Source organism: Arthrobacter sp. RAF14, assembly GCF_052114185.1.
Lineage (GTDB): Bacteria > Actinomycetota > Actinomycetes > Actinomycetales > Micrococcaceae > Arthrobacter_E.
In genome coordinates this window covers 280,984-307,182 of record NZ_JBFREG010000002.1, presented here as the reverse complement: position 1 = coordinate 307,182, position 26,199 = coordinate 280,984, and the positions used below count along the sequence as shown (strand labels likewise).

The 26,199-nt window shown below is 70.2% G+C and carries 20 protein-coding genes; 14 read left to right on the top strand and 6 right to left on the bottom strand.

All coding sequences use genetic code 11. The features are described 5' to 3' along the window. The 8 genes from AB4Y75_RS08935 to AB4Y75_RS08900 are packed head-to-tail and all read left to right on the top strand — an operon-like array spanning window position 1 to window position 12,180. Window positions 1-477 (top strand): adenylyltransferase/cytidyltransferase family protein, encoded by a 477-nt coding sequence (locus AB4Y75_RS08935; protein WP_441435515.1) that lies wholly within the window; start codon window positions 1-3, stop codon window positions 475-477. Beyond that, window positions 474-1,364 (top strand): WecB/TagA/CpsF family glycosyltransferase, encoded by an 891-nt coding sequence (locus tag AB4Y75_RS08930; RefSeq protein ID WP_441435514.1) that lies wholly within the window; start codon window positions 474-476, stop codon window positions 1,362-1,364. Before AB4Y75_RS08935 ends, AB4Y75_RS08930 begins: the two co-directional genes overlap by 4 nt. 58 nt (window positions 1,365-1,422) lie before the next feature. Further along, entirely contained in the window at window positions 1,423-2,682 is a 1,260-nt protein-coding gene (locus AB4Y75_RS08925) for a hypothetical protein (protein ID WP_441435513.1), read from the top strand. A gap of 1 nt (window position 2,683) precedes the next feature. Beyond that, the gene (locus tag AB4Y75_RS08920; protein ID WP_441435512.1) at window positions 2,684-4,291 is read left to right on the top strand and encodes a hypothetical protein; all 1,608 of its coding nucleotides are present in this window, start codon (window positions 2,684-2,686) and stop codon (window positions 4,289-4,291) included. Next, a complete protein-coding gene (locus AB4Y75_RS08915) occupies window positions 4,288-5,691 on the top strand; it encodes an O-antigen ligase family protein (protein WP_441435511.1) in 1,404 nt (467 codons plus the stop codon). Before AB4Y75_RS08920 ends, AB4Y75_RS08915 begins: the two co-directional genes overlap by 4 nt. Before the next feature lie 6 nt (window positions 5,692-5,697). Further along, window positions 5,698-9,303, top strand: coding sequence for a PKD domain-containing protein (locus AB4Y75_RS08910; protein ID WP_441435510.1), 3,606 nt, complete (start codon window positions 5,698-5,700; stop codon window positions 9,301-9,303). A gap of 26 nt (window positions 9,304-9,329) precedes the next feature. Then, a complete protein-coding gene (locus AB4Y75_RS08905; protein ID WP_441435509.1) occupies window positions 9,330-10,733 on the top strand; it encodes a glycosyltransferase in 1,404 nt (467 codons plus the stop codon). After that, window positions 10,720-12,180: a glycerophosphodiester phosphodiesterase family protein gene (locus AB4Y75_RS08900; protein WP_441435508.1), complete on the top strand. Its 1,461-nt coding sequence runs from the start codon at window positions 10,720-10,722 to the stop codon at window positions 12,178-12,180. Before AB4Y75_RS08905 ends, AB4Y75_RS08900 begins: the two co-directional genes overlap by 14 nt. A gap of 48 nt (window positions 12,181-12,228) precedes the next feature. Here AB4Y75_RS08900 and AB4Y75_RS08895 read toward each other — a convergent pair whose 3' ends face one another. Beyond that, the gene (locus AB4Y75_RS08895; RefSeq protein WP_441435507.1) at window positions 12,229-13,425 is read right to left on the bottom strand and encodes a glycosyltransferase; all 1,197 of its coding nucleotides are present in this window, start codon (window positions 13,423-13,425) and stop codon (window positions 12,229-12,231) included. An 86-nt stretch (window positions 13,426-13,511) separates the two neighbouring features. Between AB4Y75_RS08895 and AB4Y75_RS08890 the strand changes: the two genes are divergently transcribed. Both AB4Y75_RS08890 and AB4Y75_RS08885 read left to right on the top strand, forming a co-directional pair. Continuing rightward, window positions 13,512-15,077, top strand: a complete 1,566-nt coding sequence (locus AB4Y75_RS08890) for a right-handed parallel beta-helix repeat-containing protein (protein ID WP_441435506.1) — start codon at window positions 13,512-13,514, stop codon at window positions 15,075-15,077. A gap of 71 nt (window positions 15,078-15,148) precedes the next feature. Then, the gene (locus AB4Y75_RS08885; protein WP_441435505.1) at window positions 15,149-15,913 is read left to right on the top strand and encodes a CDP-alcohol phosphatidyltransferase family protein; all 765 of its coding nucleotides are present in this window, start codon (window positions 15,149-15,151) and stop codon (window positions 15,911-15,913) included. Window positions 15,914-15,996: 83 nt separating this feature from the next. On the opposite strand, the gene AB4Y75_RS08880 is transcribed toward AB4Y75_RS08885, so the two are convergent. Further along, a complete protein-coding gene (locus tag AB4Y75_RS08880; protein WP_441435504.1) occupies window positions 15,997-16,998 on the bottom strand; it encodes a GDP-L-fucose synthase family protein in 1,002 nt (333 codons plus the stop codon). Then, entirely contained in the window at window positions 16,995-18,038 is a 1,044-nt protein-coding gene (gene gmd, locus AB4Y75_RS08875) for a GDP-mannose 4,6-dehydratase (protein WP_441435503.1), read from the bottom strand. The genes AB4Y75_RS08880 and gmd overlap by 4 nt, the downstream gene beginning before the upstream one ends. A gap of 184 nt (window positions 18,039-18,222) precedes the next feature. On the opposite strand from gmd, the gene AB4Y75_RS08870 reads away from it, so the two are divergent. Both AB4Y75_RS08870 and sufU read left to right on the top strand, forming a co-directional pair. Beyond that, window positions 18,223-19,509, top strand: coding sequence for a SufS family cysteine desulfurase (locus AB4Y75_RS08870; protein WP_441435502.1), 1,287 nt, complete (start codon window positions 18,223-18,225; stop codon window positions 19,507-19,509). Continuing rightward, the gene (sufU, locus tag AB4Y75_RS08865; RefSeq protein ID WP_441435501.1) at window positions 19,509-19,994 is read left to right on the top strand and encodes a Fe-S cluster assembly sulfur transfer protein SufU; all 486 of its coding nucleotides are present in this window, start codon (window positions 19,509-19,511) and stop codon (window positions 19,992-19,994) included. The genes AB4Y75_RS08870 and sufU overlap by 1 nt, the downstream gene beginning before the upstream one ends. 47 nt (window positions 19,995-20,041) lie before the next feature. On the opposite strand, the gene nhaA is transcribed toward sufU, so the two are convergent. Both nhaA and AB4Y75_RS08855 read right to left on the bottom strand, forming a co-directional pair. Then, window positions 20,042-21,292: a Na+/H+ antiporter NhaA gene (gene nhaA / locus AB4Y75_RS08860; protein WP_441435500.1), complete on the bottom strand. Its 1,251-nt coding sequence runs from the start codon at window positions 21,290-21,292 to the stop codon at window positions 20,042-20,044. 135 nt (window positions 21,293-21,427) lie between these two features. Next, the gene (locus tag AB4Y75_RS08855; RefSeq protein WP_441435499.1) at window positions 21,428-22,081 is read right to left on the bottom strand and encodes a maleylpyruvate isomerase family mycothiol-dependent enzyme; all 654 of its coding nucleotides are present in this window, start codon (window positions 22,079-22,081) and stop codon (window positions 21,428-21,430) included. Window positions 22,082-22,523: 442 nt separating this feature from the next. Here AB4Y75_RS08855 and AB4Y75_RS08850 point away from each other — a divergent pair, with 442 nt between their 5' ends. After that, window positions 22,524-24,299 carry an ABC-F family ATP-binding cassette domain-containing protein gene (locus AB4Y75_RS08850; RefSeq protein ID WP_441435498.1) on the top strand — a complete coding sequence of 592 codons (1,776 nt, stop codon included), beginning with the start codon at window positions 22,524-22,526 and terminating at the stop codon, window positions 24,297-24,299. Window positions 24,300-24,511: 212 nt separating this feature from the next. Here AB4Y75_RS08850 and AB4Y75_RS08845 read toward each other — a convergent pair whose 3' ends face one another. Then, window positions 24,512-25,009, bottom strand: coding sequence for a DUF2505 domain-containing protein (locus tag AB4Y75_RS08845; RefSeq protein ID WP_441435497.1), 498 nt, complete (start codon window positions 25,007-25,009; stop codon window positions 24,512-24,514). A gap of 364 nt (window positions 25,010-25,373) precedes the next feature. Between AB4Y75_RS08845 and AB4Y75_RS08840 the strand changes: the two genes are divergently transcribed. Further along, window positions 25,374-26,069: a transglycosylase family protein gene (locus tag AB4Y75_RS08840; protein WP_441435496.1), complete on the top strand. Its 696-nt coding sequence runs from the start codon at window positions 25,374-25,376 to the stop codon at window positions 26,067-26,069. Window positions 26,070-26,199: the final 130 nt, after the last annotated feature.

Genomic DNA, 26,199 nt, shown 5'->3' with positions numbered 1-26,199 from the left:
ATGCCCGTCATCCATCGAATCGGCTACGTCCCCGGGGTCTACGACCTCTTCCACGTGGGACACCTGAACCTGCTCCGGCAGGCACGCCAGCACTGCGAAGTCCTCGTGGCGGGGGTGGTCAGCGACGAACTCGTCCGGGAGCGCAAGGGATTCACCCCCGTGGTCCCCGAGCACGAACGCCTCGACATCGTGGCGTCCCTGGACCTGGTCGATCAGGCGGTCCTCGAAGCGGTCCCGAGCAAGGCCGAACTGTGGGAGAGCATCCGCTTCGACGCCATCTTCAAAGGCGACGACTGGCAGGGCACGCCCGCCGGGAACGCGCTGGAGGCGCTGTTCGCCCCGCTCGGCGTCGAGATCGTCTACCTCCCGTACACCGTGCACACCTCGAGCACCGCGCTCCGCAGAGCCCTCGACCTTCTGGACCGCTCCGCGGCCCCGTCCACCACTCAGCAGCCGATCGCCCAGGTGACGCCATGAGCGCCACCGAGCCACGCGGCGTCGAACACTCCGAACGGAAGGCCTCCGCGATGACCACAGCCCAGCACCAGCCGCCGGCCACACCGGGGACGGTGATCCGCACCCATTCGCGCGTGGACATCATGGGCGTCCACGTCAGCTGCGTCAACATGGGGCGGGCCGTGTCCCTGGTGGAGGAGAGCGTGGACGGCTCGCAGCACGGCTACGTCTGCGTCAGTGACGCCAACGCCCTGCTCCACGCCCGCGACGACGGCTCCCTGCGGACCGTGCTCAACGATTCACTGCTGACGGTCCCGGACGGCATGCCCCTGGTATGGTCCGGACGCTGGGCCGGGTCCCAGGTGATCGACCGGGTTCCCGGGCCCGAACTCATGCCGGCCGTCCTCCGGCTCGCCGCGGCGCGGGGCTGGTCCAACTACTTCCTCGGCGGTGACGAGGAGACCATGCAGGCACTCATCGCTCGCCTGGAGGCGAGCATCCCCGGGCTGCAGGTGGCCGGCTGGCACTGCCCGCCGTTCCGCGCTCTGAGCGAAGACGAGGACGAGGAGATCGTCCGCCGCATCAACGCCTCCGGCGCCACGTTCCTGTGGGTCGGACTGGGCGCCCCCAAGCAGGAGGCCTGGCTGGGCAGCCACAATCACCGCCTCACCGTCCCCGTGGCGTTCGGCGTGGGCGGAGCCTTCGCCATGAACGCCGGGACCGTGGGCCGGGCGCCCCGCTGGATGCAGCGGAGCGGGCTCGAATGGAGTTACCGGCTGCTGCAGGAACCCAAGCGCCTCTGGCCCCGGTACAGCAAGGTGATCCCGCGATTCCTGGCGGGGATCGTGGGGGACCCACCCCACCTGCTGACCGGCTCGTCCAGGGACCCAGGAGCAAGGACACCCTGAGATGAACGCCAGGTCTCGACACAGCGCACCGCATCCGGGGGCAGGGGCCCCGGGAACCGTGAAACTCTGGCGCAGGGCAAGCTGGGGCATCGCCGATCAGGTGCTGAACAGTGCCAGCAACTTCGCCATGGGCATCGTGGTGGCGCGCGCCGTCCCCCTCGCCGACTTCGGCGCCTACGCCCTGGCTTTCGCCGGGTACTCCCTGGCACTGGGGGTCTCCCGCTCGCTCTCCACGGAGCCGTACGCGGTGCGGTATTCCGCCGTCGACGGCGGCCGGGCGCGCAGCGCTGCCGGCAGCAGCACCGGGACGGCGCTGCTGATCGGCGTGGCCCTGGGGGCGCTGGTGGCCGCGGCCACGCCCTTCCTGGACGCCGGCACCCGGCCGCTGGCACTCGCCCTGGCGGTGAGCCTGCCGGGCCTGATGCTCCAGGACGCCTGGCGGCAGGTGTTCTTCAGCGGGGCCCGTGGTTCCAGCGCCTTCCTCAACGATCTCCTCTGGCTGCTCTTCATGATCCCGGGATTCGCGTGGCTCATGATCTCCGCCTCCCACTCCGTCGCCGCTTATGTGCTCGCCTGGGGGCTGGCCGGGACCGCCGCCGCGGTCTGCGGTCTGCTGCAGGCACGGCTCTGGCCCAGGCCCGCGAAGATGCCTGCCTGGGCCAGGGAGCACCGCGGGCTGTGGACCCGGTACCTGGGCGAGAACCTCGCCGTGAACGGGGCCCAGCAGGTGCTCTTCGCAGCCATCGCGGCCGTGGCCGGCATGGCGGCCCTCGGCCAGCTGAAGCTCGCCATGGTGGCGCTGGGACCGGTGTTCGTGCTGGTCCAGGGCGTCGGCGTGGTGGCCGTGCCGGAAGCCGCCCGGGCGCTGCGTGCCGGGCAGCGCAGCGTGAACCGTGTCCGGCACGGCTCCTCCGGCCTGGTCGCCGGGGGCGCGGTCGCCTGGGGCCTGGTGCTCCTGCTCCTCCCGACGGCCTGGACGACGGCGCTGCTCGGCCCGCAATGGCCCGCGGCCGCCGTCCTGGTGCTGCCCCTGGTCCTGGTGCAGGTGGGCAACGGCCTGCGGACCGGTGACGCCGTGATGCTGCGGGCCATGGGACAGGCCCACCGGGGATTCGTGACCCGCGCTCTCACGTCCGGTCTCTCGGCCGTGGCGGGGCTGCTGGGAGCACTGTGGGCCGCCGCCGACGGCGCGGCCTGGGCGATGGCCGTGGCGGCGGCGCTGTCCGCGTGGCTGTGGGCCGTGCAGTACCGGAGAGGGCGCGCCGAAGCGGCGTCCACCGCGTTTCCCGGGGCTGTTCTGATGGGAAAGGGGGCGTGAGATGAACGGCGGATGGTCCGTGGTGTACGCGCTGAGGAAGCTGTTCACCACCCAATATCTTCTGATCCTGCTGATCACCGTGGCGGGAGTGCTCGGAGGGCTGGCCTTCGGCTACAAACAGCCGGTCACCTTCACGGCCCGCACGAGCGTGGTCACCGGGACCTACAGCCTGCCCAGCAACATCGGCATCCAGGGCGTGATCGACAAGACCGGGCCGCTGGCCCTGGAACTTCCGGCGGAGACCCAAGCGATCATCATCGCCAGCCCGGTCATCACCAACGCCGCTTCGGACGCGCTCGGCGTGGACGGGACCGCGGCACGCGACATGGCCGAATCGGTGAAGGCGAGCCCGGCCACGGACAACTCCTTCACCATCACCGCGCAGGGTCCGTCGGCGAAGGAGGCCGCGGACTACGCCAACGCCGTCGCGAGTTCCTATCTGGCCTACCGGGCCGAACTGGGCAAAGCGAGCATGAACAAGCTGGCCGGCCAGTACACCGAACAGGCCGCGGCCGCCGCGAGCGCCGCCAAGGCGCTGGACAAGAGCATCCAGGGAGCCGGAGGCGCCAACACGAGCACCGGGTCCTCCCTGGTGGCACGCCAGCAGGAATTGCTCAAGCAGGCCGAACAGGCGCGGGCCACGTCCGCGTCCCTGACGGCCATGGCCCTGGACTTCAAGGGCGGCGGATCGGTGCTCGAACGTGCCACGGCGGACAAGACCAGCCGTTCTCTGAGCCTGGTGGTCTACGGCCTGCTGGGCCTGGCCGGGGGCCTGGGCCTGGGGATCGTGGCCGCGGCCGTCCGCCGCCAGATCTCACCCCGCATCACCGACCGACTGGACATCGTCCGGACCATTGAAGGAGTCGCCGTGTTCGCCGAACGAAGCGCCGGGGATCCGGCCCTGGGACCACTGCTGTGGCGGACGCTGTCCCGCATCCTGCCGCTCGGCGAAAGCCAGACAGGCAGCGTGGTGGCCGTGCAGGCGCTCACCAGCCCGGCGTCGGGCCTCCGGGCCGCCACCGCGCTGGCCGAGGCCGCCACCCATGCCGGGCACTCACTGCTGCTGTACACCGAATCCGGGGAGGCCGCCGGGAAGCTCAGCGGGACGGAGGCGGTGTCCGCCGCCGGTCTCGAAGAGCTCGACGGCGCCGCGCGGCGCCGGCTCAACGGCCTCTCACTGAGCCAGGCGAGTTACCTGGCCGCCAGTTCGCGGACGCTGCAGGGTGACATGGTCACGATCGTGATCGGGGACCCGTTCGCCTCCTCCGCAGAGGGGCACGCCTCCTTGCCCGAGCATTTCGGCGGCCCGGTGCTTCTTTCGGTGGAGGAGGGCACCGACAGCGCGGACGGTCTCTTCGATGCCGTGGACCAGCTCCGGATGTCCGGCCTGGAGGTCGCGGCCGTGGTCCTGACCAAGGCGCCCCGGCGGTTCGGCTGGTTCCGCGCCCGCCGCAAGGACGGTGCGCCCCGGCGGGCGGCGCTGACCGCGGTGAAGTCCGTCACGGCGCCCTCCGCCGGAGAGGACGGGTCGCCGGAGTCCGCCCAGGAGTCCACCCCGTCCGCCAAGGTCCGGCTGGCCGGACGCGCACCGGCACGGTCACGGTCATGAGCGCCCCTTCCGTCCCGGGCCGCGGGGGTCAGGCCGGGACGCCGAGCGTGGGCCGCACGGCCGTGCGGCCCGGAGGCTCCGGCGCCTCCGGCGGAGTGTCCAGGGCGCCCCGGGACATGGGCCGTGACAGGACCGTGCTCGGCCCCGTCGCCGCCACGGCGGTGGTGGCGATGGTGTGGCTGCTGCTGGAGCTCAGCGTGCAGCCGTGGTCCCGGTCGGATTCTCTCGGCGGGACGGACAGCAGCAGCCTGCTCAAGGGTCTGGTCCTGCTGGCCTGCCTGCTCGGACTGGTGGTGTTCACCCCGCCGCGGACGCATCTGGTGATTCCGCCGGTCTTCAGGATCTACCTCCTGTTCACCGTGACGGTGATCCTGAGTTCCCTGCTGCTGCCGTCGAGCCTGACGATCATGATCCGCGCGGGCCGGTTCATGGCCGGGATCGCCGTGCTGGCGCTGCTGTTCCCCCTGATCAAGGACCGGGCCTACACCTTCGTGCGGATCATGTTCGGGGTCCACGTGGTGCTGGGGCTGAGCGTGGTCGCCGGACTGCTGTTCCTGCCGTCGCAGGCGTGGCTGGACGGGCGGAACTTCGCCCAGGGCGGCCGGCTGATGGGGGCTGTCATGCCGATGATGCCGCCCCGCGTGGGGGAGATCGGCGCGGTGGTCCTGGGACTGGGCATCCTGCTCTGGGCCCTGCGGCTGCTGCCCCTGCCGTTCGCGCTCACCGCCGTCGCGCTGGGGGCCGCCCTGATCATGCTCAGCCGCACCCGCACGGCCCCTCTGGCGGCTCTCACCGGCCTCCTGCTGGCGGCACTCGCCCTGCGCAGGCACCCGGGCACCCGGCGGATCCTGGGGGTCTTCCTGGCCGCGTGTGTGGCGGCGGCGCCCTTCCTGGGCACCATCTCGACCTGGGCCCTCCGCGGCCAGGACACCAGCCAGCTGGAGCGCCTGAGCGGGCGCACGCTGGTCTGGGATTTCATCCTCTCGCAGCCCATGACGGACCTCACCCGATGGTTCGGCCACGGCCTGGGGGAGAAGCGGATCCTCCTGCGCCGCGGCGAAGGGGACATCAATTACATGGCCATCGACAACAGCTGGCTGGACTCCTACTGGGAATCCGGTGTGGTGGGCCTGGTGCTCATCGTGGCGGCGGCACTCGCCGCCCTCCTCTACGCGCTCCGGACCCCGGAGCCTGGTGCCCGCGCCGTCGCCGCCTTTCTGTGCGGTTACGTCCTGGTGGCATCCATCAATGAGAGCGGACTGTGTGACCTGTCATCCATGACGCTCCTGCTCCTGGCCTCCGCGCAGCTCTCGCTGTGCGGGAGGTCCCACACCAAGGGCCTCCCGGCCGGTGACGTGTCCCGGGGTCCCAGGTTCAGCATCCTCTCGGGGAGAAAGTGATCCATCATGAAAAGCATCCTCAGGCGTCTGGCCGTGGGAATCGCTGCGGTGGCCGTGGTCCTGGGCATGACCGCCGCCCCCGCGTGGGCCAAGCAGACCACCCTGTCCGCTCTGTCGACACCGACCTGGCAGACCAATGCCACGGTCCGTGCCCTCGTCTACGCGGGCGGCAAGGTCTTCGTGGGTGGTGAGTTCACCACCGTCCGTCCGCCCGGCGCGGCCGCCGGGGTCTCCGAGACCTCGCGGACCTACCTGGCGGTCTTCGACGCCACCACCGGAAATCTGCTCAGCAGCGCGCCGCAGCCCAACGGCAAGGTGTGGTCCCTGACCGCCTCCGCGGACGGGTCCACCGTGTACGTGGGCGGTGACTTCACCCAGATCTACGGCGCCGCCCGTGGCCGCATCGCGGCCATCGACACCGCGAGCCTGACGCTGCGCTCCGCCTTCAAGCCTTATGTGGCGTATCGCGTCAGCACCATCGACGTCGCCGGCCCCACCATCTACCTCGGCGGCAGCTTCACCCAGGTGGCCGGCGTCGACCGTCCGCGGGCCGCGGCCGTCCAGGCCAGCGACGGCGCGCTCCTGCCCTGGAATCCCGCGCCCGATGCGGATGTGAACTCGGTGAAGGCCTCCCCGGACGGCAGCAAGGTCTACCTCGGCGGCAAATTCGCCTACGTGGGATCCGTGCACCGCGAGAGCGTCGCCCTGGTCGACGCCCAGCAGGGCGCGCTGCTGCCGTTCCCGGCCGCCTCGACCCTGCCCGATCGCACCGGCTCCTGCTGGACCAAGGTGGAGGACATCATCACCCACGGTGACAACGTCTACTTCGCCAACGCCGGCGACGGCGGCGGCTGCTTCGACGGCACCTGGTCGGCGTCCCTCAGCACGGGACAGCTGAACTGGAAGAACACGTGCCTCGGCGCCACGGAGGCCATCGTCTTCGTGGGCGAGTGGCTCTACAAGGGGTCCCACGCCCACGATTGCAGCTCCGTGGGCGGCTTCCCCCAGGGTCCGAACCGGTTCCTCCTGGCGGAGAAGCCGGACACCGGTGACGTTCAGGGCTGGTACCCGCAGACCAACGCCGGGCCCAGCACCTACGTCGGCCCCTGGGACATGGCCACGGACGGCCAGCACCTCTGGGTGGGCGGCGACTTCACCACCGTGAACGGTGTGGGCCAGCAGGGCCTGACGATGTTCGGCTCGGACAGCGACGCGCCGCCCAAGAAGCCCGCCACCCCGTCGGCGGCCAGCCTCCGTGCCGGCCAGGTGGACGTCCGCGTCACCGCGACATTGGACAACGACGACGAATACCTCAGCTACAAGGTCTTCCGCAACGGCTCCAGCACCCCGCTGGACGTCCGCACCGTCCGCTCCCGGTTCTGGGACATCCCCAGCTACCGGATCACGGACTCAGGCCTGACGCCCGGCAGCCAGGTGGCGTACCGGGTGGAGGTCACGGACGGGACGAATGTGGTCACGTCGTACTGGACCCCCTACATCACGGTGGCCAGCCAGAACGCAGGCTACTCGGAGAATGTGGTGGCCGACGGGGCCCAGTACTTCTGGCCCACGGATGAGAACAGCGGCACCTCCGCCCATGACGCGATCGCCGGCAACACCCTCACGGGCAACAACCGGACCCAGCTCGGCTCGACGGGCCCCAACGCCACGTCCAAGTCGGTCAACATCCAGAACTCCAATGCGAGCCTGAACAGCTCGGTGCAGCTCACCGGGCCGAACACCTTCTCCGTGGAGGCCTGGATCAACACCACGAGTCTCCTGGGCGGCAAGGTCGTCGGCTTCGGGAACACGTCGAGCGGGAGCAGCAGTCAGTACGACCGCCACCTCTACGTGGACAGCGGCGGGCGTCCGGTCTTCGGCGTCTACCCCGGCTACGTGGTGACCGTCCGCGGCGGCAGCGCCGTCAACGACGGCAAGTGGCACCACCTGGTCGGCACGCTCGGCGGCGGCAACGCGACGCTCTACGTCGACGGCGTCAGTAAGGGCTCGTCCCCGGCCTCCGGCGCGGAGGGCTACACCGGGTACTGGCGGATCGGCGCGAACAGCCTCGGCGCCTGGCCCAACCAGCCCGCGAACCAGGGCATCGTGGGACGCGTGTCCCAGGTGGCCGTGTACTCCTCGGCCCTGGACGCATCCCAGGTGGCCTGGCACAACTCGCTGGGCCGCGGCAATCAGGCGCCCGTGGCGGCCTTCACCCCGTCCTGCACGCTGATGGCCTGCTCGTTCAACGCCTCGGCGTCGAACGATCCGGACGGCACCATCACCTCCTACGCCTGGGACTTCGGAGACGGAGCCACCGGCGCCGGGGTGAACACCAGCCACAACTACGCCTCTGCGGGCACCTGGAACGTGCGGCTGACCGTGACGGACAATCTGGGGGCCACCACGGTGACCAGCCAGACGGTGACCACCACGGCGCCGAACCAGCCACCGGTGGCCGCCGCGGCGTCGTCGTGCACCTATCTGGTCTGCGACTTCGACGCCTCGGGTTCGAGTGACCCGGACGGCGTCATCGCCTCGTACGCCTGGACCTTCGGGGATGGGACCACGGGCACCGGCGCCAAGCCGCAGCACAGCTACGCGGCAGCCGGGACGTACACCGCCACGGTGACGGTCACGGACGACGACGGCGCTCAGAACAGTGCCGGGACCACCGTCACCGTGGCGCCGCAGCCGGCCAACCAGCCGCCGGTGGCCAGTGCCACCTCGTCCTGCACGCAGCTCGCCTGCACGTTCGACGCCTCGGGATCGACTGACCCGGACGGCACCATCGCCTCCTACGCCTGGACCTTCGGGGACGGGACCACGGGCACCGGGGCCACGCCGAGCCACAGCTACACGGCTCCCGGGGTCTACACCGCCACGGTCACCGTGACGGACAACCGTGGCGGCACCGCCAGTGCCGGCACGCAGGTGGACCTGAGCAATGCCGTCCCGGCCGGCACGGTCCTGGCGAAGGACACCTTCGCGCGGACCGTCACCAACGGCTGGGGCACGGCGGACAAGGGCGGCGCGTGGACGGTGAGTGGCACGGCCAGCCGGTACGCGGTGAGCAGCGGGCAGGGCACCCTGACCATGCTGACCGCGGGCAACCAGACCGCCGTGATCCTGAACTCCTTCTCCGCACAGGACACGGAGCTCAGCCTGGGCCTGTCTCTGGACAAGCCGGCCACCGGCGGCGGGGTCTACGTGAGCGTGGATTCCCGCACCGTCTCAGGTCAGGGCGCGTACCGGGCCAAGGTCCGGTACATCTCGGCAGGCAGGGTGTACCTCTCGCTGATCCGGGTGGACGGAGCCGGGGCTGAAACCGTCCTGGTCCCCGAGACCCAGGTCCTGGCGACCACCCCGGCCGCCGGCAACACCCTTCAGGTGAAATTCCTGGTCTCCGGATCCGGCACCACGGCACTCAAGGCGAAGGCCTGGGACAGCAGCGGCACCGAACCCGGCGCTTGGCAGTTGAGCACCACGGACAGCACGGCCGGTCTGCAGGCCGCGGGTTCGCCCGCACTGCGGACCACGCTGTCCGGCTCCTCCACCAATGCACCAGTCCAGGCGCGGGTGACGGACTACCTGGTCACCACCCCGCGCTGATCTCCGAATCGCGAAGGAGCACGATCATGAGTACACCAGCAGGGCAGGGGTTGCCACGCGTACTCATCAGCGCCTACGCCTGTGGCCCCGGGCTCGGTTCCGAGCCCGGGGCGGGCTGGGCGGCGGTCCAGGCCGCCGCCCGGCATGCCAGGGTCTGGGTGATGACGCGGGAACGGTTCGCGCCCGCGATCGCCCGGGCCCTGGCGGCCGACAGCTTCCTGGCCTCCCGGGTCAGGCCGGTCTACGTCGACCTCCCGGACCGTTACCTGAGGGCCAAGCGCCGGCACCGTGACGTCTACTGGTACTACCCCCTGTGGCAGCGGGAAGCGGCGCGGGTCGCCCGGCGGCTGCACCGGGAACACCACTTCACGCTGCTGCACCACGCCACCTTCGCGGTGGACTGGCTGCCCTGCGGCCTGGCCTCCCTGGCCCGTGAGGTCCCCTTGGTCTGGGGGCCGGTGGGCGGAGCGAGCTACGTGCCGCCGGGGCTGTGGCGCTGGCTCGGAGCCCGGGGCACGGTCCACGAACTCTTGCGGAGTGCCGCCACCCGCACCGTCCGGCGGCTCACCACGGGCCCGACGGCGGCCCGCGCCGCGGTCACGGTGGCGCTCAACGCGGACACGGCCAGGCGCTTCCGCCGGGCCGGGGAGGTGCTGATCGCGCCGAACGCGGTGCTGGAGGCCGCGGTCCCAGCTGGTCCGGCCGCCGGGGCCCCCGGACTGACTCCCGGACTCCGGACCCCTGCCCACAGGGCGGCGCCGGACGACGACGGCGCGGCGCCGGTCCGCGGCCGCGGCGGTTCCGCGGGCGGCGCTGAGCTGCACGCCCTCTTCGTCGGGCGCCTCGTCGCCTGGAAGGGGGTCCGTCTGGCCCTGGCCGCCGTCGCGGAGAATCCGCAGTGGTCCCTGACCTTCGTGGGTGACGGGCAGGAACGGGAGTGGCTCGGGGCCATGGCGCGCCGTCGCGGCGTGGAGGACCGGGTGCATTTCCTGGGCCAGGTGGAGCGTTCCGAGGTCCTGAGCCTCATGGACCGGGCGGACGCCCTCCTCTTCCCGTCCATGCACGATTCCTGTGGGTGGGTGGTGGGCGAGGCCCTGAGCCACGGGCTCCCCGTGGTGTGTCTGGACCTGGGCGGTCCGCCGGCGTTCCTGGCCGAGCGGTCGCAGGCGGTCCCGGTGAGCGGGGCCGTGGTCGCGGATCTCTGTCAGCGTCTGGACACCCTCCGGCGGGACATCCTGCGCCGGAGCGCCGGCTTCCGGGACACCGAGGGCGCCGTTACTGCCGCGTGGCGCATGCCGGATCCGGATTCCTGGACCCAGGAGGCCTTCACCGAGAGGGTCGGGGAGTGGTACCGCCGGGCGCTCGCCGAAGGACCGGCTCCCGCCCGTGTGGCACGCCCGGGGGCGGTGGCCGGCCATGTCACCCCGTGAGGACGCGGCGTTCGGACGCCGGCGCTTCCTGCAGCTCTCGGCGCTCGGCCTCACGGGCTTCCTGAGCGCATGCTCGGCGGGAGCCGTCGGGCCCACCCCGGTGGCCCCGACACCGACCCGGACCACCAGCACACTGGACGAACTCCTGGGGCAGGAGGTGTTCGCGATCGCGCACCGCGGTTCGGGGGACACCTGGCCGGAGCACACGCTGCGGGCCTACACCGAGGCGGTCGCCGCGGGAGCCATGGCGGTGGAGGTCTCCGTGCACATGACCCGGGATGGGGTGCTCGTGTGCCACCATGACACCAATCTGTCCCGCATGACCGGCGTGGACCGGGACATCAAGGACGTGACGTTCGAGGAGCTCGCGGCCATCCGCAACGACGCCCGGGCGTGGCTGGGTCCGGCGACGCCCCTGGAGCCCATCCCGGCGTTCCGCGACGTCCTGGACGCCCTGGCGCACCGGACGGTGCTCTTCATCGAGGACAAGTCCGGGGAGCACGCCAAGGAGGTCCTGGACCTCATGGACTTCTACCCGGGGTCCACCTCACACATGGTGTGGAAGCAGACGGCCGCCTCGGGGTCCTACAAGGAGGCCCGGCGGCGCGGCTACACGCTGTGGGGATACTTCATGGACAACGCGGACCGTCAGTTCGACCGCTATCAGGACCGTTTCGACCTCCTGGGCGTCTACCACGGCGCCTCCGACCAGGCCATGCGGGAGCTGGTGGCCTACGGCAAGCCGGTCATCTGCTGGGAGATCCACACGCGGGCCATGCGCACACGGGTCCTGGACCTCGGGGTGAGGGGCCTGATGTGCTCCAACTACCCCTATGTCACCGCGACCGGCGCGCTCGCCGTGAAGGACGACTTCGGCACGGGAAAGCGTGCCACGGGCGATCTGCCGTGGATCCTGACGCCCAAGTACCAGCCGCGTTTCGACCAGCCTTCTCGCGGCCTGGACTTCTCCTTCGCCTCCACCGCCACGTACGTTCTCGGCTCGCTGGGTCCGGTGACCAAGCCGTACTACGGCTGCGAGGTCAGCCTCTGCTGGCCGGAGAACCTCCCGGGTGCCGACGACGGCGCGGGGCTGGCGATCGGACTGGCACAGGACGATCCGGCTCTGGTCTCCGGGGCGGCGGCCGCGGCGTATCTGCTGTATCTGAGCCCGCAGGGAACGCTGTCCCTGCTCCAGCGGCAGGGCTCGGCGGGCACGGACCGCGTCCTCGCCTCGGTCCGGACGGCGGCCCTCAAGCCGGGGGAGTGGGCCACGGTCCGCCTCGACGTGACCGGGGCCGGAGCCACGCTCTCGCGCGACGGCGATCCGGGGTGGACGGCGAGCTCCCCGGACGGCCCGCCGAAGGGTGGGTACCTCGCCCTGGTCAAGGGCTATCCGGGTCCGCAGACGGTCCGCTTCCGCGACGTCACGGTGCTCGACGCCGGATGAGGTCCCGTGAGGTCCCTTGAGGGTCCCGCCCGGTATCCCCGTCCCGCCTCAGGCGGGCACCCCGGCGGCGATGGCCTCCGCGTAGACGGTTTCGAGCTGCCGCAGATTGTCGGCGGCCCCGTACCGGCTCGCGTGCCGGCGCAGCGCAGCCCGGCCCATGCGGTGTGCCACCCCGGGCTCCAGGACGCCGGACAGCACGCGGGCCAGTGACTCCGGATCGCCCGAGCGGAAGGTGACCGCGGCGCCGTCGTCGCCCGTCAGCTCCGGGAAGACCCCCTGATCGGGGACCACGGCGCCGAGCCCGTGGGCGAAACCCTCCACCACGCTCAGACCGAAGGTCTCGAAGACCCGGGAGGAGTTCACCAGGAGCCGGGCCTGGCCCAGCAGGGACATCGCCTCCGCCCGGGGCAGGGCGCCCAGGAACTCCACGGTGCGCAGGCCGCGCCGGGCCACCTGAGCCTCCAGCGCGGGGCGCTGCGAGCCGTCACCGATCATCAGGAGCGGGCCGAAAGAGTCCTGCCAGGCGTCCAGGAGCACATCGGGTCCCTTCTCCGGGGAGAGCCGCCCCAGATACACCACGGGCGCGTCATCCGGCGTAACACTCACGTCATCTGGGGCCGCCGCGGGCACGAAATGCGGTTTGACGGTGATCCGGTCCGGATCCAGACCCTGCGACACGAACAGATCGCGGGCGAAAGCGCTCATGACCACGAACTTCGTCACTCCGTGCGTCCAGGTTCCCAGTGCCCGGTGGACTCCGATGCTGAGGGTGAGCGGAAGTGTCGCTGCCACGGATCCCCGGTAGCAGCCGTGGCGCAGCCCGGGCAGGGGGCCTGCGCCGGAAAGACAGTCCGTGCACGGCTTCCCGTCCCGGAGAAAAGTCCCGTCGGCACAGAACATCCGGTAATTGTGCAAGGTCATGACGACCGGCACCCCGGCGTCGCGGGCAGCGAGCAGGATCGACGGGCTGAGCAGGGGGAACGTGTTGTGCACATGAAGGACGTCCGGCCGGTCGCGGGCCAGCAGCCGGGCGAGATCCCGCCGTGCGGAGGGGGAGTGCACCACCCCGAGAGGCACCAGGGCCTTCCGTGCCGGGGGCATCCCGGCGATGTCATCGGAGTGCCGCGCGAAGTGCCCCACCTGGTGTCCCGCAGCCTCCAGGAGACCCATTTCCTGACGCACCACGGAGTCCTCGCCGGACGGCTGAGCCGAGCGATAGTAATTGTGAGCTACCAGTATCTTCACTAGAATCGACCTTTGACTTGTCAGGGGCGAGTTCACAACCATGCAATTCCAGGGCGCCGGTCTCCGCCCGTCAACAAAGAGAGCCTATGGCGAACCCTTCTTCTAACCATGCCCTGAACACCTTCCCGGAACTCCGGAAACAGCGCGGCAAGCATCGTGCCTCCCGGCGCCGCATCCCCGCCGTCCTCGCCCTCGCAGGGCTTCTGGGCGGCGGTCTGCTGACCGTGTCCGCGCCGGGCGCCGCCGAAGCGGCCGTCCCGGCGTGCACCGTCACGGTCGCACCCGGCACCGAGATCGCGGACGCGGTCAACGCGCAGCCCCAAGGCGCCGTGATCTGCCTCGCGGCCGGCCGGCACATCCTCAACCGCACCGTAGCCCCCAAGGCCCAGCAGGAGCTGAGAGGTCTCCCTGGTTCGATCGTGGACGGAGCCAAGCCGCTCAAGTCCTGGACCGCGTACCAAGTGACCGGCCAGCCGGCCCGCTGGCAGTCGCGCGGCAACCTCCCCGCCGCGTACACGGGCCCCGGCCAGTGTGAAACCGCGGGCAGCACCACCTGCAACCTCGCCGAGGACCTGTTCTACGACGGCGCGCGGCTGCGTCGCGTGAACAGCCTCGCCGCCGTCGTGCCCGGGACCTTCTTCGCCGACTACGCGAGCAACACCCTGACGATCGCCAACACCCCGGTGTCCCACAGCATCCGCATGGCCAAGCTGCAGACCGCGATCTCGTCCACGCAGGCCGGAGTCAAGCTCACCGGTCTGACGGTCCAGCACTTCGCCAACCGGTCCCAGCGCGGCGCCGTCGTGGTGTCCGGCACGGACTGGAAGGTCACCGGGAACACGGTGAGCGACAACCACGGGGTGGGGGTCGTGGCCGATCAGGCCGTTCGCCCGCAGATCCTGAACAACACCCTGATCCGCAATGGTCAGCTGGGCCTGACCCTGTACCGCACCAGCAGCGCCACGGTCACGGGCAACACCGTCAACGGCAACAACACGGCGGGCTACTGGATCGCCGACTGGGAGTCCGGCGGCATCAAGACCACGTACTCGAGCGCCCTGATCCAGCGGAACACCGTCTCGGGGAACCTGGGCGTCGGTGTCTGGGCCGATGTGCAGTCGGACGGCATCACGGTCGACGCGAACACCATCACGGGCAATTACGCGGACGGCATCCGCTATGAGATCAGCCGTCGTGGCGTGATCAGCAACAACACCGTCACCGACAATGCGAAGCGTATGGGCCGGGGCGGCGGGACGGGCCTCTGGTCCGGTGCGGGTATCGATGTCAACACCTCGTCCGATGTGATGATCACGGGCAATGTGCTGCGGGCGAATCTCAATGGGATCAGTCTGCAGGCCCGGAATCGCGGGACCAGTTCCTGGGGCACCTACCTCCTCAACAAGGTGACCGTCACCGGCAATGCGGTGGACATGGGGACGGGATCCCCGGCCACCGCCACCACCGGTGTGGTGACCACCAAGGACCGCGTTCTCACGGCGTCCTCGGCGGGGATCTCGTTCAGCCGGAACTCCTACACGCTGACCACCGGCGCGCAGAAGGGCTTCAACAGCATCAACGCACTCGTCACATATCCTGGCTGGAAGAGCGCGGGGTTCGACTCCACCGCCAGTGTGGCGTACCTTCGCTGACATAGCCTTCGGGGTGACGGCTCCCGGGACCCTTCGGGGGACCGTGGGCAAGCGGGAGTGAGGGACGGCCCATGGATGTCCAGGACGCGCAGGCCGGCGGAGACGGGGACCGTGGAATCGCCACGTCCCTGCGGATCCTGAAAGGCAAGCAGAAGACCTCAAAGGGTGCCTCCGCCTACGTCCGGTTCTTCAACCGCCCCTTCGGACGGGTGCTGGCCGCGGTGGCCCACCGCCTGGGCCTGACGCCCAACGCGGTGACGGCCATCAGCGCGCTGGCCACGTTCGGAGGACTCGCCGTGCTGGCGTTCTCCCCGGTCACGCCCGGAACGGGGATCCTCGTGGCGGCGCTGCTGGTGCTGGGTTACGCGTTCGATTCCGCGGATGGACAGCTGGCCCGGCTGCGCGGCGGTGGAAGCTTCGCCGGCGAATGGCTGGACCACGTGGTGGACGCCGCCAAGATGTCGCTGTTCCACCTGGCGGTCCTGTTCGCCTGGGCGCGCACGGGCGCCGAGTCCGGACTGTGGCTGGTGCTCCCCGGAGCGTACGCCTTCCTGGCGGCGTTCTTCTTCTGCACCATCATGCTCACGGACCAACTGCGCCGGGCGCATCGCGGATCCAGCGGCATGCGCCTGGCCGGCGAGGGCAGCTCTTCGGTGCTGTACTCGCTGGCCGTGCTGCCCACCGAGTACGGCGTGCTGGCCTGCGTGTTCGTGCTGTGGGGCTGGCCGATGCTGTTCCACTGGGTCTACCTCGCACTCTTCGTGTGCAATGTGCTCTTCCTGTGCCTGGCGCTGCCGAAGTGGTACCGGGAGCTCTCCGGCTTCGGCCGGACCTGAGAGGCGTCTGGACCGGCCGTCCGGCCGGTGAATGCCCGACGACGGCGGCCGACGGGCCGCGGACGGCCTGAGACCGGAGGGTCTCAGGCCGTCCGTGCTTCCTCCAGATGCGATTCGAGCCACTGCACGGTGCGCTCCACGCCGTCCCGCAGACCCGTGCGCGCCCGCCAGCCGAGACCGGTCAGGCGCGAGACGTCCATCATCTTCCGGGGGGTCCCGTCGGGTTTCGTGGCGTCCCAGACGGTTTCCCCCTCGTAGCCGACGACGTCCGCGATCAGCTCCGCGAGGTCCTTGATGCTGATCTCCGTGCCGGTTCCGACGTTCAGGTGGCGGCCGCCGTCGTAGTTGTCCAGCAGGAAGAGGCAGGCGTCCGCGCAGTCGTCCGCGAAGAGGAACTCCCGCAGCGGCGTGCCGGTGCCCCAGTTCGTCACGGAGTCCGCGCCCTCGTCCCTGGCCTGCCGGTACCGCATGATCAACGCCGGCAGGACGTGGGAGACCCCCGGACGGAAGTTGTCGCCGGGGCCGTAGAGGTTGCTGGGCATCGCGCTGATCCAGGGCAGACCGTACTGACGCCGGACCGCCTTCACGTACTGGATCCCGGCGATCTTCGCCACCGCATAGGCGTCGTTGGTGACCTCCAGTTTGCCCGTGAGGAGGGCGTCCTCCGGGATGGGCTGCGGGGCGAAGCGGGGATAGATGCAGCTCGACCCGAGGAACAGCAGCTTGTGGACGCGGTGCCGGACCGCGCTGTCCATGACGTTCCCCTGGATCCTGAGGTTCTCGCTCAGGAAGTCCACGGGGAAGTCGTTGTTGGCCTGGATCCCGCCCACCTTGGCGGCCGCCAGGGCCACGTGACGTGGCTGGTGCTCGGCGAAGAAATCCTCCACCGCGGTCCGGTCCAGCAGGTCCAGCTCCGACGAGGGGACGCCGATCAGGTGCGTGAAGCCGGCCCGCTCCAGGCGGCGCCAGATCGCGGAGCCGATCAGCCCGCGGTGCCCGGCCACGTAGAACGGCGCGTGGCGGTCCAGGATCCCCGTGTCCTCCTGGACGGATTCCGCGGTTTCGGCAGTTTCCACGGTGCTCATGTCAGCTCCAGGCTGGCGTTCCAGGAGGCCAGACCGACCTTGTCCACCACATGCCCGTGAGGGCTGGCGAGCTCGGCGAGGTCATGGGCCACCATGAGGCGTGCCAGGTCCTCGGCGCCCACGGACGCCTTCCACCCGAGGTCCACCTGGGCGTTCGTGGGATCCCCGATGAGGGAGTCCACCTCGGTGGGGCGGAGGTAGCGTTCGTCGAATTCGACGTGATCGCGCCAGTTCAGCGAGACGCTCCCGAAGGCGTACTCCAGGAACTGCTGCACCGTGGTGGGCGTGCTCGTGGCCAGGACGTAATCCTGGGGGGTGTCCACCTGCAGCATGCGCCACATGCCTTCGACGTACTCCGCGGCGTAGCCCCAGTCGCGGATGGCGTCCAGATTGCCCAGGTACAGCCGCTGGGGCTGCCCGGAGGCGATGGCGGCGACGGCCCGGGTGATCTTCCGGGTGACGAACGTGGCGCCGCGTCGCGGGGATTCGTGGTTGAAGAGAATCCCGTTGACGGCGAACATGCCATAGGCCTCGCGGTAGTTGCGGGTCATCCAGTAGCTGTAGACCTTCGCGGCGCCGTACGGGGAGCGCGGATAAAACGGCGTCTCCTCGTTCTGCGGGGGCGGTGAGGCCCCGAACATCTCGGAGGTGGAGGCCTGGTAGAACCGGGTGTCCACCCCGGCGAGCCGCACGGCCTCGAGGAAGCGGGCGGTGCCCAGACCGGTCGTGTTGCCGGTGTGGATCGGCTCGTCGAACGAGACCCGCACATGTGACTGCGCGGCCAGGTTGTAGACCTCGTCCGGCCGGATCTGTGCCAGCAGCGTGACGAGCCGCGCGCCGTCGTCCATGTCCCCGTAGTGGAGGAACAGGCGCGCATCGCTCTCGTGGGGATCCACGTAGAGATGGTCGATGCGGGCCGTGTTGAACGCGGAGGTGCGCCGGATGAGACCGTGGACCTCGTAGCCCTTGAGAAGTAGTAGTTCGGCCAGGTAAGACCCGTCCTGGCCCGTGATTCCAGCGATGAACGCACGTCTCGCCATGTCCCTGCTCCTTAGCGATTCCTGCTGATGACTGCACGCTACGGGGCACCGCGCGGCCAGGCCCGAGTAGGGACTACGCAATTCGGGGGACCGGGTACTTAGGTAGTCCTGGGAAGCGCCGGAGGCCCGCGTGGTGCGAGAATAGACCAGGTAAATGTTTCCTAAATAAGGCGGAGGTGGGAGCGTGAACAGCGGCGTCCCTCTGACTGATGTGGAAGTCCTCCGGATCCGGAATGACTTCCCCCTCCTGGCACATCCGGTGAACGGGCGGGAGCTCGTCTACCTCGATTCGGGGGCCACCAGCCAGAACCCCCTCAGCGTGCTGGAAGCCGAGCAGGAGTTCTACGAGCAGCGGAACTCCGCCGTGCACCGCGGCGCGCACACTCTGGCGGCCCACGCCACGCTGGCTTTCGAGGACGCGCGCGCCACCGTGGCCCAGTTCGTCGGCGCCCGCGAGGAGGAGATCGTCTGGACCTCCAACGCCACGGCCGGCCTCAATCTGCTGGCCTACGCCTTCTCCAACGCCAGCGTGGGGGAGGTGGCGCCCGAGGCACGGCGCTTCGCACTCGGTCCCGGTGACGAGATCGTGGTCACCGAGATGGAGCACCACGCCAATCTGGTGCCGTGGCAGGAGCTCTGCCGCCGCACCGGCGCCACGCTCCGCCACATCCCCCTCACCGACGAGGGCACGCTGGACCTGGAGGAGGCGGCCCGGGTGATCGGGCCCCGCACCAAGGTGCTCGCCTTCACCCATGTCTCCAACGTGCTGGGCACCATCAACCCGGTGCCTGAGCTCGTGGGCCTGGCTCACGCAGCCGGCGCTCTGGTGGTCCTGGACGCCTGCCAGTCCGCCCCGCACCTTCCGCTGGACGTCAAAGCCCTGGACGTGGATTTCGCCGTGTTCTCCGGCCATAAGATGCTCGGCCCCACCGGCATCGGCGCACTCTACGGACGCCAGGAGCTGCTGGACGCGCTGCCGCCGGTCACCACCGGCGGCTCCATGATCACCACCGTGACCATGGACCACTCCGGCTACCTCCCGGCCCCGCAGCGATTCGAAGCGGGCACCCAGCCGGTGTCCCAGGCCATCGCCATGGCCGCAGCCGCCCGGTACCTCACGGAGACCGGGATGGACCGTATCCACGCCCGGGAGGGAGTCCTCGCGCAGCGGATGCTCGAAGGCCTGTCCGGCATCCCCGGCATCCGGACGCTCGGCCCCGCGGCCGGCATCGAACGCGCCGCGCTCGTGTCCTTCGACGTGGACGGCGTCCATGCCCACGACGTCGGCCAGTACCTGGACGCGCAGGGCATCGCCGTCCGCGTGGGTCACCACTGCGCGCAGCCCCTCCACCGGCGCTACGGCCTCTCGGCCTCGACCCGGGCGAGCGCCTATCTGTACACCACCGAGGGCGAGGTGGACGCCTTCCTGGAGGGCGTCGCCGGCGTCCGCGGCTTCTTCGGAGTGAAGTGATGAGTTCTCTCGAATCGCTGTACCAGCAGACCATCCTGGAACACGCCAAGGCCCGTCACGGCGGGAGCCTGAGCGAAGTGGCGGCCTGTGAGACGTCCTGGCCCGCCGGCACCGGGCAGTGCCACCAGCTGAACCCCGTCTGCGGTGACGAGATCACCCTGCGGCTGTCCGTCAGCGGGGCGGAGGGCGAACGCCGCATCGAGTCGCTGGAGTGGCTCGGCAACGGCTGCTCCATCTCGATGGCTTCGGCGTCCATGCTGAGCGACCTCGCGGGCGAGGTGGATGTGGATGAACTCGCCACGCTCATCGAGGAGTTCCGCACCGTGCTGCGTTCCCGCGGCACGGTGGAGGGCGACCCGGAGGAGCTGGGCGACGCCGCGGCCCTGTCCGGCGTCTCCAAGTTCCCGGCCCGGGTCAAGTGCGCCATGCTCGCCTGGGTGGCGGCGGAGGACGCGCTGCGTCAGGCCGTGGCCACCGCGGCCTGACGCAGACCCGCTCCGGCTCGTCCTGAGGCCCCGGTTCTTCCGGGGCCTCAGCTCTCCGCGAGCCTGCGGTGCCGGCGGTTCCGGAGCCGGAGCACGACGGCGCCGAGCACGGCCGCGAGCACCGATGCGGCCAGGATGGCCACCTTGGCGTGCTCGCCGTGAGCTGAGCCCTCGCCGCCGTGCCCTCCGCCGAAGGAGAGATCCGCGACGAGCAGCGACACTGTGAAGCCCACTCCGGTCAGCAGGGCCAGCCCCACCATGTCCAGCCACCGCACGGACTTGTCCAGGGTCACGCCGGGCAGACGTGTGAGGGCGAAGGACGTGCCGAGCACGCCGATGAACTTGCCCACCACCAGCGCCAGCACGATCCCCACGGCCACGGTGTCCGCGGCGGCCGAGCGGACGCCGTCGAGCCCTCCGAGGGAGACCCCCGCGGCGAAGAAGGCGAAGAGGGGCACGGCGAAGCCCGCGCTGAACGGGCGGAGGCCGTGTTCCAGGCGGTCGGCCAGGCCGTTCGCCGGCGCCTCGGAGGCCGAGCGGCCGAGCGGGACGGTGAAGGCCAGCAGCACGCCGGCCACCGTGGCGTGGATCCCGGAGGAGTGCACGAGCACCCACGTCAGCAGGGCGAGGGGGAGCAGGGTCCACCAGCGGGCCCACCGGCCGCCCGCCACCCGGCCGAGGGCCGCGAACGCCGCGAGCGGGAGCAGTGCCGCCAGCAGGTAGCCGATCTGCAGCGCCCCGCCGTAGAAGAGCGCGATGATGACGATCGCGATCAGATCGTCCACGACCGCCAGGGTCAGCAGGAAGGTCCGCAGCGCGGCGGGAAGGTGGGAACCGACCACGCCGAGCACGGCCAGCGCGAAGGCGATGTCCGTGGCCGTGGGGATCGCCCAGCCGGCCAGCCCTTCCGGATTGCCGGCATTCACCAGGACGTACAGCAGCGCGGGGACCACGACGCCGCCGACCGCGGCGGCCACCGGCACCAGGGCCTTGCGCGGATCGCTCAGCTCACCCTGGAGGAGTTCGCGCTTGAGTTCCAGCCCGGCCAGGAAGAAGAACACCGCGAGGAGCCCATCGGACGCCCAGGTGCCGAGGGAAAGATTCAGATGCAGACTTTCGGGCCCGACCTGGATGTCGCGGAGTTCGAAGTAGGAGGCGCCCCACGGGGAGTTGGCCCAGAGCAGGGCGATTACGGTGGCGGCGAGGAGCAGGAAACCGCCGGTGGTCTCGTTGCGGAGCAGGCGCGTCACGCGCAGCCGCTCCGGGATCAGGCGGCGGATGGTGGGTGTCTGGTTCATGAGTTCCTGAAGGGTCGTCGGTTCCTGACCACTGCCACGGCGTCCGGGAACCGTCCCGGGGAGGCAGTGGGCCGACCAGACTTCCCGGCACACCAGTCACCATTTTACCGCAGTCCGGAGGCCGGGGCGGCCCGCTCAGCCGTCCTGAGTGGCGACGGGGAAGGCTTCCGCACCGTCGCCGTCGAGCTCTCCGGGACTCACGGGACGCCCAGACACCGCCAGGAGGAGGGCCAGGGCGCTGCCCCGCACCACGGGAGCCGCGTTCACCGCGGGCTTCGACGGTTTCCAGCGGAACTCCGCGTCCGTGGCCTCGAGTGCGACGCCCGCGGCCCGTTCCCTGCCGCCGCCGAAATCGGTGGGAGTGGCCAGCTGGTGTTTCAGCGCGTCCACGAGGAACGGCGCCGGGTACTCCCGGTGGATGCCGAGCGGGCGCCGGATGTCCTCGCCGTGGACGAAAGCCTCCACCAGGCGCGTGTTCCGGGGCGCGGGTGCGCTGGTGCTGCGTCCGCTCACGGCGTTGAAGGCCCGCAGGGTGTCCCGGGGGTCGGCGCGCCGTTCCCGTTCCACGCCGAGCGCGTTCAGGGCGTCGAAGTCGAAACGGGCCCTGAACAGTTCCCGGGCGAAACCGGCCCAGGTGGTCCTGGCGTCGTTCACCAGATGGGCGAGCATATCGTGGACGCTCCAGCCCGGGCACAGTGACGGGGTGTCCCAGGCGCCGGGTTCCAGGTCCGCCAGATCGGCGCTGAGCGCGCGGCGCTCCCGATGGACCACGTGCCAGACCTCGTTCATGGAGTCCCCTCCGGACGGCTGCCGTTCGTGCCTGATGCGGCGGGAAACCGCCTCGGACGGAGGTTCCCCCTTGACGCCGACCCTAGCAGCGGAACGTTCCGTGCGGCAGGGGGTGCGGAAGGGGGACGGAAAGACTGATACTCTGGAGAGGTGAAGAACTGACGCAGCCTGCTGACGGCTGGCTCCCATTGCCCGTTGTCCCGCTGACATCCTGTGCCGATGATTCCCGCGCCTGCCGCCCTCCGGACGTTACCGGAGGATGCTCTCGGCTCCAGCGCGGTGGCTGCGTCTCACCACCCTCTCCAGGTTCTCCTGCATGCCCTTACTCCAGGGCCGCTGCCGTGGCGATCTCCGCCGCGGAGACTTCAAGGACGTCCGGAGACGTGATGGGTGGCATGGCCGGCGGGACTTTCGTTCTGACGGAAGGACTCTCATGCACGCCATGACTCTTCAACACCTGGCGCTGGACGGCATCTCCCAGCGCTACGCCGGACGCCGTGTCCTCAGCGACATCACCTTCGCCGTCTCTCCGGGACAGCGGGTGGGTCTGATCGGGGAGAACGGTTCCGGCAAATCCACCGTGCTGCGCATCGCCGCCGGTGCCCAGCGCCCGGATGCGGGCCTGGTGCTCCGGCCGGACCGTCTGGGCTACTTCGCCCAGGAACTTGAAGCGCCTCCCGGCGCCACCGCCGGAGGGGTCCTGGACCGTGCTCAGCGCCCGGCTCTCGACGCGCTCGCCGCGCTGGAGAGCCAGGACGTGGACGCCTATGCACAGGCTCTCGACGACGCCGAACGGCTGGGCGCCTGGAGCGCCCAGGCACGCCGCGGGGAAGTCCTCGCCGGGCTGGGGCTCTCCGGCCTGGACGAACGGACGCCCGTGGAACGGCTGTCCGGTGGGCAGCGTTCCCGGCTGGCGCTCGCGGCCCTCCTGCTGGAGGAACCGGACGCCCTGCTGCTGGACGAACCGAGCAATCATCTGGATGACGCCGCGGTGGCGTATCTGGAATCCGCCTTGCGCGACTGGAAGGGCCCCGTGCTCTTCGCCAGTCACGACCGCACCTTCCTGGACCGGGTGGCCACACGAATCGTGGACCTGGACCCCTTGCCGGTGCCGGCCGTGGTGCTGGCGGACGCGGCGTCCCCGGTCTCCTCCGCCGCTTCCGCCTCCGGGCGGGAGGCGGCGGTCGCGGAAATCCTTCCCGAGGACCGTGAGACCACCTCCGACAGCGGAAGCGGTCTCGGTGTGCGGCACTTCGGGGGCGATTACAGCGGCGCCCTGCGTGCGCGCCGGGACCTCATGCGGCAGTGGCGGGAACGCTATGCCGCCGAACAGGCCGAGCTGCTCGCACTGCGGCACGAGATCGAGGTGGGCGCCCGCAACGTCAACCGCAGAAACGAACCGCGGACCGAGGCCAGGGCCTCCCTGAAGTTCTACACGGACAAGGACGCGAAGGTCACCGCGCGCCGGGCCCGCAACGCCCGCGTGCGCCTGGACACGCTCGAACGGGGGCGCGTCAGGAGGCCGCCGGAGCCGTTGCGTTTCGCCGGATTCGACCACGGCTCAGGCGCTGCGCCGGAGACTGAGGTCACGACGACGGCGGCCGGCCCGGCGTCGTCGTGCGCGGATGCCGCGCGGGGCGCCGCGGACGGTGAAGCCGTGCTGCGCGCGCACCGGGTGTCGGTTCCCGGCCGCCTGGAGCCCGTCTCCTTCGCACTCGCCCCGCAGGGCCGTCTGCTGCTCACGGGGGCCAACGGCAGTGGCAAGTCGACGCTGCTGAAGGCCCTGGCCGGGCAGGTCCGGCACGAGGGCGCGCTGACGTGGGCCGAGGGCTCACGGGTGGGTCATCTGGCACAGGACACCGTGTTCCAGGAACCGGGACTGAGCGCCGCCGAGTGGTATGCCCGCGCCGTGGGCTTCGACCGGTCCGAGAGGATTCCGCTGGCGTCACTGGGACTGCTCACCGAGCAGGACACGGGGCGGAGCCTGGAGTGTCTGAGTGTCGGGCAGCAGCGGCGCGTGGCGCTCGCCGCGCTCGTGGCGGACCCGCCCGACGTGCTCCTGCTGGACGAACCCAGCAACCATCTGTCACTGGCCTTGGTGGAGGAGCTGGAGGAGGCGCTCGACGCCTTCGCCGGCGCCGTGGTGATCGCCACGCACGACCGCTGGCTGCGCACGCGCTGGCGGGAGCGTGACATCCCGGAGATCAGTCTGGGTTGAGACAGGCCGGCACGGCGCCGCTCTGGCTGAACACGGCGCCGCTCGTGCTGAAACAGTGAGTTCCCGTCGAAACAGTGTTTTAAACACACGGTTTCGACGGGAACTCACTGTTTCAGCGGGGTGGAGGCCGGCGTCGGCGGCTCGGACGGCTCAGACGGCTCGGACGGCTCGGATGCCTCAGACCTCCCAGCCCTCTCAGGCGGGGACCTGCGTCAGTGGCTTTCGAGCCAGGACTGGGCCTCCTGCGCCTGCAGGTTCAGGGCCTTGCCGACCAAGGGCTCGGCCGCACCGGCGATCTTGCCGCCCAGGAACGGGATGGAGGAGGTCACCTCGCCCTCGACGTCGATCCGGGTCTGACCGTCCAGGGGGACGAGCTTCTGCAGGGCGGAGGCGCTCACGGGCGCTCCGCTGATGGAGATCTGGATGTCGGCCTGACGGCTGCCGTCCTCCAGGGGAGCGGTCCAGGATTCACGCTGGGTGACGGTGAGGGCCTCGCCCACCACCTTGCGGGCGATCTCCGGAAGGCGCGTGGTCGGCACCGTGCGCACCACGGTGGCGGTGAAAGCGGCGGCGGTGTCACCCTCGATGGTGAACTGCTCCAGCGTGCCGCCGACGAGTTCGCTCACGTGGCGGACGAAGTCCTCGTTGACCAGGACGGCCGCCACCTCCGGCAGTCCGAAGGGCACGGTGGTCGAAGCGTTCAGGGCCATGGATCCTCCAGGGTCGGGTGCGCCCACGCGGTCTGCGGGGCCTTCACCATGGTAGGCGGCTTCCTGTGAATCGGGGCCTTCAGGGGATTCACAGGCGGCGTTTTTTGGCCTGAGGGGTCCGGATGCCCTACGCTCTTATAAAGGTTTGATAACGAACCCAGCCGCCGGAGACCAGATCCCGGCGGAGACAACGCCCTCGAGGACTTCCTGTCCGTGGGCTGAATATGCCGGGTCACTGCCGTCCACCGACCGCCACCGTCTGTGCCGTGACCACGTCCTGACCTCAAGACGTCAGGGGCCGGTGGCGTACGAGGATTTCCGGGGACGGAATGAGTACCGGTGGAGCCCCGAGCATTTGGAAATCATGAAGCAGAACGCAATCTCCCTGGCTACCCGTCGCTCTCTTGCAGTCGTCGCCGCCTCCGGCGCGCTCCTCGGAGGCGTCGCACTCGCGGCTCCGGCGGCGAACGCAGCCGGCGAGTCCACCTGGGACGCACTGGCTCAGTGCGAGTCCGGTGGCAACTGGTCCATCAACACGGGCAACGGCTACTACGGTGGCCTGCAGTTCGATCAGAGCACCTGGCAGGCCTACGGCGGCACCGGTTCCGCTGCCCAGGCCTCCAAGTCCCAGCAGATCGCCGTGGCCGAGAAGGTTCAGGCCAACCAGGGCTGGGGCGCCTGGCCGTCCTGCTCCTCCCAGCTGGGCCTCTCGGGCAACGGCGGTGGTTCCGCCGCCGCGGCTCCGGCCCCGGCTCAGAACACGCAGGTCCAGGTGCAGGGTCAGTACGACGCCCAGCAGGCCCCGCAGCAGGCTCCCGTGCAGCAGGCCCCCGTCCAGCAGGCTCCGGTGGAGCAGGCTCAGCCCGCGCCGCGCCACGCGGCCGAGGTGCCCGTGACCGGCAAGACCTACACGGTCGAGGCAGGGGACACCCTGGCCAAGATCGCGCAGAAGCTCGGTCTGAAGGGTGGCTGGGAGCTCCTGGCCGACGCCAACGCGAACACCATCACCGATGTGAACCTGATCTTCCCGGGTCAGGACCTGCAGATCCCCGCGGAGTAATCCGCAGGCCTGACACCGCGGAATCCCTCCCGGCCCGCCCCTCGCGAGAGATGGGGCCGGGAGGGATCCGGCGGTGCGGATTACACTGGAAACACCCGGTACTTTCCCAAGTCCCGGGTGTTTGTGTTGC